Source organism: Chryseobacterium sp. 7, assembly GCF_003663845.1.
Lineage (GTDB): Bacteria > Bacteroidota > Bacteroidia > Flavobacteriales > Weeksellaceae > Chryseobacterium.
This window is the reverse complement of the sequence record NZ_RCCA01000001.1, coordinates 3,823,102-3,835,245: the sequence shown is the minus strand read 5'-3', so window position 1 is coordinate 3,835,245 and position 12,144 is coordinate 3,823,102. Positions and strand designations below refer to the sequence as shown.

At 36.2% G+C, this 12,144-nt stretch carries 9 protein-coding genes; 5 read left to right on the top strand and 4 right to left on the bottom strand.

Annotation, left to right across the window (positions count from 1 at the left end):
* Positions 1 to 8 precede the first annotated feature (8 nt).
* Positions 9 to 587 carry a HupE/UreJ family protein gene (locus CLU97_RS17520; RefSeq protein ID WP_121489074.1) on the bottom strand — a complete coding sequence of 193 codons (579 nt, stop codon included), beginning with the start codon at positions 585 to 587 and terminating at the stop codon, positions 9 to 11.
* Between the two features lie 151 nt (positions 588 to 738).
* On the opposite strand from CLU97_RS17520, the gene CLU97_RS17515 reads away from it, so the two are divergent.
* Both CLU97_RS17515 and CLU97_RS17510 read left to right on the top strand, forming a co-directional pair.
* The gene (locus CLU97_RS17515) at positions 739 to 3,957 is read left to right on the top strand and encodes a S8/S53 family peptidase (protein ID WP_121489073.1); all 3,219 of its coding nucleotides are present in this window, start codon (positions 739 to 741) and stop codon (positions 3,955 to 3,957) included.
* A gap of 121 nt (positions 3,958 to 4,078) precedes the next feature.
* Positions 4,079 to 4,552, top strand: coding sequence for a DUF6702 family protein (locus CLU97_RS17510; protein ID WP_121489072.1), 474 nt, complete (start codon positions 4,079 to 4,081; stop codon positions 4,550 to 4,552).
* A 5-nt stretch (positions 4,553 to 4,557) separates the two neighbouring features.
* Here the strand turns inward: CLU97_RS17510 and CLU97_RS17505 are convergent, their stop codons facing one another.
* Positions 4,558 to 5,151, bottom strand: coding sequence for an ACP phosphodiesterase (locus tag CLU97_RS17505; protein ID WP_121489071.1), 594 nt, complete (start codon positions 5,149 to 5,151; stop codon positions 4,558 to 4,560).
* Positions 5,152 to 5,289: 138 nt separating this feature from the next.
* Positions 5,290 to 6,639 carry a DNA repair protein RadA gene (gene radA, locus CLU97_RS17500; protein ID WP_121489070.1) on the bottom strand — a complete coding sequence of 450 codons (1,350 nt, stop codon included), beginning with the start codon at positions 6,637 to 6,639 and terminating at the stop codon, positions 5,290 to 5,292.
* Positions 6,640 to 6,776: 137 nt separating this feature from the next.
* On the opposite strand from radA, the gene CLU97_RS17495 reads away from it, so the two are divergent.
* The 3 genes from CLU97_RS17495 to yidC all read left to right on the top strand — a co-directional run bounded on the left by CLU97_RS17495 (position 6,777) and on the right by yidC (position 11,303).
* Positions 6,777 to 7,346, top strand: coding sequence for a YceI family protein (locus tag CLU97_RS17495; RefSeq protein ID WP_121489069.1), 570 nt, complete (start codon positions 6,777 to 6,779; stop codon positions 7,344 to 7,346).
* Between the two features lie 371 nt (positions 7,347 to 7,717).
* On the top strand, positions 7,718 to 9,325 hold the full coding sequence (locus CLU97_RS17490; protein WP_121489068.1) for a CTP synthase: 1,608 nt from the start codon (positions 7,718 to 7,720) through the stop codon (positions 9,323 to 9,325).
* Positions 9,326 to 9,503: 178 nt separating this feature from the next.
* Positions 9,504 to 11,303, top strand: coding sequence for a membrane protein insertase YidC (gene yidC, locus CLU97_RS17485; RefSeq protein WP_121489067.1), 1,800 nt, complete (start codon positions 9,504 to 9,506; stop codon positions 11,301 to 11,303).
* A 131-nt stretch (positions 11,304 to 11,434) separates the two neighbouring features.
* On the opposite strand, the gene CLU97_RS17480 is transcribed toward yidC, so the two are convergent.
* Positions 11,435 to 12,019 (bottom strand): ribonuclease HII, encoded by a 585-nt coding sequence (locus CLU97_RS17480; RefSeq protein WP_121489066.1) that lies wholly within the window; start codon positions 12,017 to 12,019, stop codon positions 11,435 to 11,437.
* Positions 12,020 to 12,144: the final 125 nt, after the last annotated feature.

Here is a 12,144-nt window from a genome sequence, read left to right as displayed (position 1 = left end):
TTTAACTTTTAAAACGGAATTCTTTCCAAAGTCATTTTTAAAGAAAGAGCAAATACTCCGGAAGAAACAAACAGAATCCAATCTTTCTTATTCACTTTAAAAAGATTAAGTAAAATAAACAGAATGATTAAAATAGCAGCAACAATTACAATCTGTCCCAATTCAAGACCTATATTGAATCCCAAAAGAGGTACAGCAATACTTTGACTTTTTGCAATCATTACTCTTGCTGTATTCGCAAATCCCATTCCGTGAACCAGTCCGAAGATCAGTGCAAGGTAGTAGTTAGCCCGCATCAAAGTCTGTTTCTGGTTTTTCATGATGATATTATCTAATGAGGTTACAACGATAGTCAGAGGAATTAAAAATTCAACCCAATCAGAAGGAACCCGAAAAACATCCATAATGCTTAAAGCTAGTGTAATAGAATGTCCGATAGTAAATGCGGTTACCAGAATAAGAATTTTTTTCCAGTCACTGTAAGAATAAACGGCAATCAAAGCAAGAACAAAAAGCTGATGATCTAAAGCATCCAAAGAGATAATATGTTCCCACCCAAGGTTTAAATAAAAAATAAAATCTTGCATTTTGGTTAAAATTTTTAATATTTTGAATGTTTTGTTAAAATGTTATTAATTTTATTGTTTGGTTTAATTTTTACGCTTAATTATTATTAATATTTTACTTTATTTTTATTTTAAATAAAAATTGTATAATTGTATTGCTTAAAAATAAAATATGGATATTAAAAAATTATTCTTTACAAAAGTACACATTTCGCCCGGAGGAACGAAGTTTCTCAGAAATGCTACCGCAGCCTTTTTAGGATTATATTCCTATGCTTTTCACGGGCAGGTTCAGAAATTGGACTCCCGATTTGATCTTTTATTGAAAAATAAAGAAAGCATTGCCAACGGAAGAACGGTTAAAGAGCTTGAACGCCCGGATATGAAATTGGATCAACATTTGGTAGTGACTTCCAAGGGAGCACAAACCATGTATTCATGTATAATTTATACTAAAGAACCGGAAAAGCTAAAAGCTGATGGTTTCCTTGTACAGAGCCAGCTTCCAACCTTTTCCACAGCTTTGGTTTCTATTGAAGATATTGAAAGACTTACAAAGCTTCCGTATGTAACCTCAGTAATGGGGCCTGCATTTGATGAGCTTCATAATGATGTGAGCAGAGCGCAGTCCGGAGCAAGCCTTTTGCAGGATGGTGTTTTTAATAATACTGCTTATAACGGTACCGGTGTATTAGTAGGGATTTATGACAGTGGCATAGACTGGAAACATCCGGATTTCAGAAAAGCTGACGATCAGACAAAGAGCAGAATTGTTTCCATCTGGGATCAAACATTAACTGCACAGGCAGGAGAAACAACACCAACAGGATTTTCAACAGGCGTAGAATATACAAGAGCACAGATTGAAGATGAACTGGATGGAACTCCTGTAGGTTTCGTTCGTGAAAATGATACCAACGGGCACGGAACCCACGTTTCGGGTACTGCTGCAGGAAATGGTGCAGCCTTTACAGATAAAAGGCATAAAGGGTTTTCATCCGATGCAGATATTGTTTTTGTAAAAGGAGGTAACGGATCTTTCCCTACAACTAATACTATTAATGCTTTAACTTATTTCAAAAATGTAGCTACGGCTCTTAATAAACCCATCGTTGTTAATATGAGTATCGGAGGGCAGGGAACTGCGCACGACGGAACTTCCAGTCATGAAGTAGCGGTTAACAGTTTTACCACTTCAGGAGCAGGAAGAGTAGTTGTTATTTCAGCAGGTAATGATTATGGAGCTAATCTTCACAGAAAAGTTGATATTGCAGCTAATACTTCTCAGACTTATAATTTTACGGTAGCAAGTAATACTTCTTCAGCTACAGTGTTTTCATTCATCATGTATGCCAATGACAATACTCCGGTTACCGCAAAATTAACGACTCCTGACGGACAACAGTATACTCAGAATATAAGCACCAATACCGCTCATAGCATATTGGGAGGTGATCTTACAGCTACTATGTATAACTATTGGGGAACTGACAATAACAAACGATATGTTCAGCTGATTGTAACCAGGGCTTCAGGAGCTACAAATGCTCAGGGGAATTATACATTAGAAATTACCAATAACGGAACACAGCAGATTACAACCCATGGCTGGCTGTACAGTCAGGGAGTGACAACAACTTTACAAAACGGAGATAATGAATATATTGTAGGATCCCCAGGAAATGCTTCTAATGCTATTACTGTAGCTTCATATATGGGAAGAGCAAGCTGGTATAGCGGAACAAGCGGTTATTTTACACTTACTCCTCAGGAATCCATCTCTTCATTCAGTTCACAAGGGCCAAGAGTGGATGGTGTTCAAAAACCGGAAATTGCAGGTTCTGGCCAGAATGTAATCTCTTCCAGATCAGCTGATTCTGCTCCTACAGCTACAGATATTATTGCCGGAACCAATTATTATGTAAAAAATCAGGGGACCAGTATGTCTTCACCAGGAGTTGCAGGAGCAGTAGGTTTATTGCTTCAGGCAAATCCTACATTAACGGCAGCACAGGTGAAATCTCGTCTTACAGCTAACGCAAGAATGGATGGTGCAACCGGTACTGTTCCGAATATGAGATGGGGATATGGAAAATTGGATATCTATAAAGCCGTTACGGATGAGTTAGGCTGTGTGAAATCTAATTTTGAGACAATAGGTTATGATGAGCCTTATATTATTGCAAATACAGAATCCAATTATTATTTTGATAATATAGCCCTTGCTGTGAGATATACCCCTACATTAACAGGAAAACTGGGAGGTTTTTCATTCTTAACGGGAACTTCACTTCCTTCGGATATTCCGGTAGATGTTCAGATCAGAAAAGTAGATACCAATGGAAATCCAGGAGATATTATTGCCACTAAAACTATTACTTCATGGCTTAATAATACTCAAAGATTTACCTGGAATTATGTTAATCTTTCCGATTTGAATGTACAAATGGTAACCGGAAAAGAATTTTATATCGTAGTCAATGGATTAGGGGGAAGAATTGCCATGAAGGCCGAAAATGCAGTAGTGAATAACAGATCCAAAACTTCTACAGACGGCACTACATGGACATCCAGAACATTTGACCTTAAAATGAGAGCAACAGTATATGAAAATGTTGCTGAGGTAAAGAATTTAGCAACTTCCAATCAAACGAAAGCAAGTACGGTAGCCAATGGAAACAATTATTTCACCAATGCCTGCCAGCTTATCGCAAGAGTGGAAAAAGAAACGGCAAGTACAGTAACAGGAAATGTGACTTCAAAAGTATGGGTGGATAATGCACAGCCAAATTATGTTGCAAGAAGATATGAAATCAATTCTGATGCAAATACAACTATTGCAACCGGAAAAGTAACTTTATACTTCAAACAGGCAGATTTTGATGCCTATAATCTTACAAGTGGAGTAAAATTGCCTACTTCACCTACCGATGTTGCCAATAAAGCTAATCTTCTTATTGAAAAATATACAGGAACAAGTACTACAGGTACCGTAGCTTCTTTTGGAGGAACGGCAACAGTTATTACGCCGAGTATTGCAGATATTATCTGGAATGATACTTATCAATATTGGGAAGTGAGTTTTCAGGCAACAGGTTTTGGCGGATATTTTGTTAAAACAGGAACTACACTGGGAACAGCGGATGTTAAGATCAATTCTGACGTGAATATCAACCCTAACCCTGCAAAAGACTTTGTCAATGTAACATTGGGCAGACATTCCAAAGGAACAGTAACGATTTATGATGCTTCAGGAAAATTAGTAAAAACTGTAAATGTAGATGCTAATTCAGGGAGAATTAATGTTTCTGAACTGGTAAAAGGAACTTACCTGTTTAGCATTGTTCTGGAGGATAGCACAAAAATTACGAAAAAAGTAATTAAAGAATAAGACTTCATTATCAGATTCAAATAGTAAAGCAGCAGTTTTTATAACTGCTGCTTTTTTATATTTGCTGTAAAATAAGATTCATGTCGGGTAAGTTTTTTTGAGTTTTCTTTTATCATTAACGATGGTTTTTCAGAGTTTTACGAATGGTGAAGCTTTTCACCCCTATCATGTAGGTTCTGTAGAAATTAATTATAATTCGAAATCCAGAACATTTGAAGTGACAGGAAGATTCTTCCTTGATGACATGGAAAATGGTTTAGGAAAGAAATATGGAGGAGCTTTTCATTTTAATGATGAAAAATACAAGACAAAACTGAATGATGCATTACAGAAATACTGTGCTGAATATTTCAAATTAAAAGCCGATAACAAATTTTTAAAGGTTAATTATATTGGCTACGAAGAAGACCAGGAATCTGTAAATGTTTTTCTGGAATCTGAACCCGTTACCACGCCTAAAAAAGTAGAAACTGCAGTTAGTTTTCTCTATAATCTTTTTGATGATCAGATTAATATCGTTCATATCATTGTGAACGGACAAAGAAAGAGCGAAAAACTTACCTATCCTAACCGTTATCTTTATAAGCAGTTTTAAACATATTAATTTTCCAGCTGAATCAAGGTATTAATTCCCTTCGCATGAACCAGTAAATCAGGGAAAAAGGCATCGTAACATTGCTGAAGATGATCTTTATTCTTTAAAAAAGCTTCAAAAACAGGAATATCTTTATCAAGATACTTCGCTTTATTCAACACATTCTGAATACTGAATTTAATTCCCCAGTCTTCACGGTAATTATAAAGCCAATCGTCATGCTCCATTTTGACAAGCATTTTTTTGAAGTTTTCCGGCAGCCACTGATCATTCGCATTCAAAACACTGTAAACCTTAAGAGAATGATCTTTCCATTCCGCGAGGGTATTTAAAGAAAAATCATTGGCCACAAAATAATCCATAGAAACATCTACAAACGCTCCTGCATATAATCTTACCAATGGAGCAAATACCTTTTTGGCTTCATGAATGGCAGGATGGGAATCTGTAAACGTATCAATGGCCCTGTGCAGAGTAATCCCGTCCTGAATATCTTTCGGAAAAGAGTAACGGTCTCTGTTGGGAATGAAATCTTCGAGAAACTGCCCCACGATCTGCCCGTCGGTAAAAGAAAGAAAGGAATGCGCCAGATAATTCATAATTTAAAGATATGAATTAAATGTGGATAGTGAAAGGTGAATAGTGAATAGTGAATAGTGAATTCGCTTCGCTAGTGAATTTCTTATCTGACATCCCAATTGATAATTGACTTGCGAAGCAAAATTGACCATTTATGATCAGAAAAGTCTCTCGTGAAAATCCTCAATCTTGCTCACTTCTTCGATCTTGATACCAAATTTTCTTTTCGGAATTTTATTAAGATTGGAAACAAATATTTTTTCATAACCCAGTTTTTCGGCCTCAGTAATTCTTTGTTCCACCTGTGCTATAGGACGTATCTCACCACTTAACCCAATTTCTCCGGCAAAGCAGTAATGTTCCGAAATGGCAATGTCTTCATTGGAAGAAAGAACGGAAGCAATGACGGCCAGATCTAGCGCTGGATCATCTGTTTTAATTCCTCCGGTAATATTTAAGAAAACGTCTTTAGCACCCAATTGAAAACCTGCTCTTTTTTCCAGAACAGCCAAAAGCATATTCAACCTTTTGGAATCGAAGCCTGTGCAGCTTCTTTGGGGAGTACCATAAACAGCTGTGCTTACCAATGCCTGAATCTCCAGAAGCATCGGGCGGTTTCCTTCCAATGTTACGGCAACTGAGTTTCCGGAAAGTTCTTCAAATTTCTTGGTGATCAGAATTTCAGAAGGGTTTTTAATTTCTTTCAGTCCCTGAGAAACCATTTCGTAGATCCCAATCTCGGAAGTAGATCCGAAGCGGTTTTTATTTGCTCTCAGCAATCTGAAAAGGTGATTTCGGTCTCCATCGAAATTCAGAACCACATCTACCATATGTTCCAGAACCTTTGGTCCTGCAATTTGTCCGTCTTTCGTAATGTGTCCTACAAGAAATACGGGAGTATTATTTTCTTTGGCATATTTGATAATCTCATTAGAACATTCTCTGATCTGAGATACAGTTCCCGGAGAACTTTCTATCAGCTGAGACTGCAGGGTCTGAATGGAATCTATAATCATGAAATCCGGTTCCAGTTTTTTGGCTTCATGAAGGATTTTTTCCAAAGAAGTTTCAGTAAAGAGAAAACAGTTCGGATTTTGAATATCTGTCAGTCTGTCTGCTCTCATCTTAATCTGGGAAGCACTTTCTTCACCGGAAACATAGAAGATTTTTTTCTTCATTTTCAAAGCAAGCTGAAGCAGCAGTGTAGATTTCCCGATTCCCGGTTCACCACCAATCAGGGTAACGGAACCTAAAACAATTCCGCCGCCTAAAACGCGGTTCAGTTCTTCGGAAGGAGTTTTTATTCTTGGTTCCTCACTTGTTTCCACTTCAACAATATTAATCACATGCTGCTTGGTTTTTGAGAAAGGAGGCGTTTTGTGAGAAGGTTTTTCTATCACCTCTTCTACTAAAGTGTTCCATTGTCCGCAGTTTTTACATTGTCCCATCCATTGGGAGTATTGAGATCCGCAGTTTTGACAGAAATATGCTGTTTTCAGTTTTGCCATACTGCGAAGTTATAAAAAAGCATTTTTCTTTCAGAATCTAAATACAGGTAATATTAAAAACTAATGTATTTTTGGTCGGAATATCTTTCATATCTTAGCTTCATTCAACTAAAATATTAATGTAAAATATCATTATAATGAAAAAAGTATTTTTATCTTTTGTATTTGTGCTTTTAAGTGTTGTTGCTTTTGCACAGGGTACCTGGGAAGCAGACCAGATGCATTCTTCTGTTAACTTTAATATTAAGCACATGGGAATTAGCTTTGTACAGGGAAGATTTGACAAATTTGACGGAAGAGCAGCTACTAGTGGTGCCAGCCTGGATAAGGCAGATCTAAGCTTCTCCGTAAGTGTGGCTACCATTAATACCGGAGTAAGCGTAAGAGACAGGCATTTGGTAAGTGAAGATTTTTTTGATGCGGAAAAATATCCCATCATTGAATTTAAAAGTTCTTCCGTAACCAAGGACAAAAACAACAATTATATCGTTAAAGGGAAACTGACCATGAGAGGGGTGGAGAAAGAAATTACCGCACCCGTTACTTTTGGCGGAATTACAAAGAACAAAGACGGAAAAGAAGTGATGGGAATTCAGACAAAATTTATAGTAAACCGTCTGGATTATGGAATCAAATATGATCCAACAGCTGCAGGCATTGCAAAAGATGTTGAGGTAACAGCTTACTTTGAACTGGTGAAGCAGTAGACTTTCAAAAAATATTAAATTAAAAAGGTTTTCCATTTGAACGGAAAACCTTTTTTATGAGAATTGTTTAAACCTTACAAAACTACAAAAGTCACAAAAGCTTTGATTTTCATAAAACTTAGGTGTGCTTAGTATGCCTGGCTTTGACCTTAAAAATGTTACAAAACAGAAATGATAAACTGCTAAAATTTTGCTTTTAATTTATATACCAGAATCATTGTGGTTATCACTTTGTTTCATTTGCTTATACTCATTATAGATAAAAAATTTTATCAGGTTTTATGATTGTTTGAAGGATGTTTTATCATTTTCAAAATGTAAAAGATTGCTTTGTATCTCTTTTTCCCATAACTTTGCACAAACCTAATCTAATGAGTAAAAAGAATACAAAGTACATCTTTGTGACAGGAGGTGTAACTTCATCTTTGGGAAAAGGAATCGTGTCTGCTTCTCTGGGACTATTGCTAAAATCACGCGGTTTTAACGTAACGATCCAAAAACTAGATCCTTATATCAATATCGACCCGGGAACTTTGAATCCTTATGAGCATGGAGAGTGCTATGTGACTGAAGATGGTGCAGAGACGGATCTGGATTTAGGCCACTACGAGCGTTATCTTGATGCTCCTACATCCCAAAACAACAACGTTACTACAGGAAAAATCTACCAGACTGTAATTGAAAAAGAAAGAAAAGGAGATTTCCTTGGAAAAACAGTTCAGGTAATTCCTCATATTACTAACGAAATTAAACGTAGAATTAAAATGCTTTCCAAGCAGAACTACGATATCATTATTACTGAGATCGGAGGAACTGTCGGAGATATTGAATCTTTACCTTACATTGAAACTGTTCGTCAGTTAAAATGGGAGTTAGGAGAGAAGAATTCTATGGTTATTCATCTAACATTATTGCCTTATCTGGCATCTAGTGGAGAGTTAAAAACAAAACCATCCCAGCACTCCGTTCGTCAATTGATGGAAAGCGGAATTATGGCAGATGTTTTAGTGTGCAGAACAGAACATAAAATCCCTAAAGATCAGAGAGCGAAATTAGCTCAGTTCTGTAACGTTCCTTTAGATAATGTTATCGAATGTAAAGATCTTGAAACCATCTATGAAGTTCCAATGTATCTTCAGAAACAGAATTTCGATGATGTAGTATTGAAGGAGCTGGATCTGAAAAGTGATAAAGATGCAGATCTTAAAGACTGGAAGAATTTCCTTAAGAAATTCCAGAACCCTAAGAAAACAGTTGAAATTGCGTTGGTAGGAAAATATATTTCTCTTCAGGATTCTTATATTTCTATTGCTGAAGCTTTCAAACATGCAGGAGCAGACCTTGAAACTGAAGTAAAAGTAAGATGGGTTTACAGTGGAGATATTACAGAAGAAAATATCAAAGATACACTGAAAGGAGTGAATGGTATTCTTGTGGCTCCTGGTTTTGGAGACAGAGGAATTGAAGGAAAAGTTCTTACGGCAAAATATGCCAGAGAAAATAAAATTCCAATGTTGGGAATCTGTTTAGGAATGCAGATTATGACCATTGAATTTGCAAGAAATGTTTTAGGACATACCAAAGCAAACTCTATGGAATTTGATACGGCTACTCCGGATCCTGTAATCTCTTTGATGGAAGAACAGAAAAATGTAGTAGATAAAGGAGGTACAATGCGTCTTGGAGCTTGGAAATGTTCTTTGAAAAACGGATCTAAACTAAATGATATCTACGGAGCCAAAAATATTTCTGAAAGACACCGTCACCGTTATGAATTCAACAGTGATTATCTTCAGGAATTTGAAAAAAATGGTTTCCTTGCTACAGGTACAAACCCTGAAACAGGTTTGGTAGAAGCCCTTGAACTTCCGGATCACCCATTCTATGTGGGAGTTCAGTATCACCCGGAATATAAGAGTACAGTAGCTACGCCGCATCCTTTGTTCAGAGCTTTCATTAAGGCTTGCGAAAAGAAATAAGGTAAAATTTTATCATAAACGTCTACATATAAACTCAGGCTGATTATTCTCAGCTTGAGTTTATTATATAGTAACAACGTAAAGCATAGAGTTTTGATAAAAAAACAGTATTTTTGTCAGCTCAAATTACGTACGTTGATACGTATATTTTAAATTTAAAATTTTAATATAAAATAAAATGCAACAAAACAACGGAATCGATAAGAAACAAATGATTAGTTTCGCGGTTTTATGCCTGGTTCTCTTCGGTTTTATGTTCTACTTCCAGAACAAGCAAATGAAAGAAGAGGAGTTAAAAGCTCAGCAGCAGAAAACGGAACAGGTAAAAAATGCCGTAAAACAAACTCAGGCAAACAATATCAATCCAAATGTAACTCCTAATGCAATCCAGACTGCAAGTCTTGGAAATAATGAATTGAAACTTGAATTTTCAAGCTTAGGAGGGCAGGTTTCTAAAGTAGAGCTTTTAAAGTATAAAGCCTACAATCACAAAACAGACAATGCAGATCAGCCTCTTTATCTGATCACTAAAAATAACTCAAACTACGGTTTTCAGTTTAAAGACAAAACAGGAAAGGTTATCAATACTAAGGATTTAGTTTTCTCACCTACTGTTAATGGAAATGCCGTAACCCTAACTGCAGATTACAACGGTGCTGTAATTCAGTTTATTTACACACTGCTTCCTAAATATACCCTTGATTTCAAAGTAAGAACTCAGGGACTTTCTAAAATTACTTCAGATAACAAAGCAGATTTCATCTGGGATTATAATGTAAGAAACTTAGAAAAGGGTAGAGCTCAGGAGCAGTCTCACTCAGAATTTTCCTATGCTTTCAATAATTATAAAGACTATGATTATGATGGAAGAACTACAATGGAGGAAGAAAAAGAAACCCTTAACTGGATTGGAGTGAAGCAGCAGTTTTTCTCTTCCGTAATTGAAGCTAAAAACGGATTTACCCAAAGTAAAGGAAATCAGGAAACTGTTGAAGAAGGAGAATATCTGAAGAAATTCAACTACGAAGGTTTTGTTCAGATGACAGGAAGTGAGCTGAACCAGGACTTTACATGGTATTTCATGCCGCTGGATTTGCCATTGCTTAAATCTTATGATAAAAACTTTGATGAGATTCTTCCATTAGGCTGGTCTTTCATTGGTGCTATGAACCGTTATTTCTTTATGTGGTTATATGGTATTATCGCTGCGTGGGGATTATCAGCAGGTTGGGTTATTTTTGTAATGACAATCATTGTAAAACTGATCTTATCACCAATTATGTATAAGCAGCACAAATTAAGTGCAATGATGAAGGTGATCCGTCCGGAAATTGATGAAGCAAATGCTAAATTCAAGGATGCGGATCCAATGAAGAAACAGCAGGCTACAATGGAGATCTATAGAAAAGCCGGAGTGAATCAGATGGCGGGGTGTTTACCGGCATTGGTTCAGATTCCTATCTTCTATGCTTTATTCCGTTTCTTCCCGAACTTTATTGATCTTAGAGGGCAAGGGTTCTGGTTTGCAAAGGATTTGACAGCTTATGATGATTTGATCAAGCTTCCGTTTAAAGTTCCTTTCCTTGGAGATCACTTGAGTATTTTTGCATTAGCTTGTACCATTGTTATTTTGATTTATACAGTAATGACGTCAGGAAACATGCAGCAGCCTCAACAGGAGGGAATGCCAAATATGAAAGTATTAATGTACATCTTCCCGATTACATTCTTATTCTTCCTTAACACTTCCGCTTCAGGTCTTTCATGGTATTATTTTGTATCGAATGCGATTAACATCTTAATTATCCTTGTTATTAAGTACGTAATTCTGGATGAGAAGAAAATTCATGCTCAGATTCAGTCTAATAAGGAAAAACCAAAAGCAGAAGGTAAGTTCCAGAAAAGAATGAGAGAAATGATGGAGAAGGCTCAGGAGCAGCAAAAAACTCAGGAACAACAACGAAATAAGAAGAAGTAATTCTTCATTATGATATAAAAAAGAGAAGCAATTGTTGAATTGCTTCTCTTTTTTTATTTTTAAAATTATTTAGAATGGTTTTAAATTTCTGATCAGTCTGTAGGAATTTAATAATTGAATATCAATAGCTTTTAGTCATATTTCAACCTAAATGATTGTCTGTGATGAGGGGTGGGTCCAAATTTTATAAGTGCTTCCTGATGCTTTTTTGTAGCATAACCGAAATTGGTGTCCCAGCCATATTCTGGATGTTCCTCATGAAGTTGAATCATTAGGGTGTCCCTGTAGTTTTTCGCAAGAATTGATGCTGCGGCAATAGATAAAACCTTAGAATCTCCTTTAATAATGCATTGATGCGGAATGTAATTATAAGGATGAAATTTATTGCCATCCACTAAAATGAGTTCCGGAGTTATTGTTAATTTATCCAATGCACGATGCATGGCATGAATGCTTGCATTAAGGATATTGTGCTCATCAATAAATGAAGGAGAGAGCTCTGCTATAGCGTAGTTTTTAACATTATCCTTGATATAACTATCCAGCTCCATCCGCGTTTTAAATGTTAACTTTTTTGAATCATTAACGAGGTTTTGCTGGAAATCATCATCTAAAATTACCGCTGCCGCCACTACCGGCCCGCTTAAACATCCCCTTCCTACTTCATCGCATCCTGCTTCTATATAAAGATTCGACCAGTTTTTTATTAGCTCCATATTGATCTTAAATAACGGTACAAAATTAAAACAATAAGTTATTGTTTTACCTAATGAAAATGGAAAGTTTTTTTAACGTAATAAATTAGACTAACGCATTGAGCTTGATTTAGGATTAATTCCCA

Excerpts from the sequence above, each read along its gene's own strand:
- CLU97_RS17505 (WP_121489071.1), bottom strand. The coding sequence starts at position 5,151 with ATGAATTATCTGGCGCATTCCTTTCTTTCTTTTACCGACGGGCAGATC.
- CLU97_RS17495 (WP_121489069.1), top strand. The coding sequence starts at position 6,777 with ATGAAAAAAGTATTTTTATCTTTTGTATTTGTGCTTTTAAGTGTTGTT.
- CLU97_RS17510 (WP_121489072.1), top strand. The coding sequence starts at position 4,079 with ATGGTTTTTCAGAGTTTTACGAATGGTGAAGCTTTTCACCCCTATCAT.
- radA (WP_121489070.1), bottom strand. The coding sequence starts at position 6,639 with ATGGCAAAACTGAAAACAGCATATTTCTGTCAAAACTGCGGATCTCAA.
- CLU97_RS17520 (WP_121489074.1), bottom strand. The coding sequence starts at position 587 with ATGCAAGATTTTATTTTTTATTTAAACCTTGGGTGGGAACATATTATC.
- yidC (WP_121489067.1), top strand. The coding sequence starts at position 9,504 with ATGCAACAAAACAACGGAATCGATAAGAAACAAATGATTAGTTTCGCG.
- CLU97_RS17490 (WP_121489068.1), top strand. The coding sequence starts at position 7,718 with ATGAGTAAAAAGAATACAAAGTACATCTTTGTGACAGGAGGTGTAACT.
- CLU97_RS17480 (WP_121489066.1), bottom strand. The coding sequence starts at position 12,019 with ATGGAGCTAATAAAAAACTGGTCGAATCTTTATATAGAAGCAGGATGC.
- CLU97_RS17515 (WP_121489073.1), top strand. The coding sequence starts at position 739 with ATGGATATTAAAAAATTATTCTTTACAAAAGTACACATTTCGCCCGGA.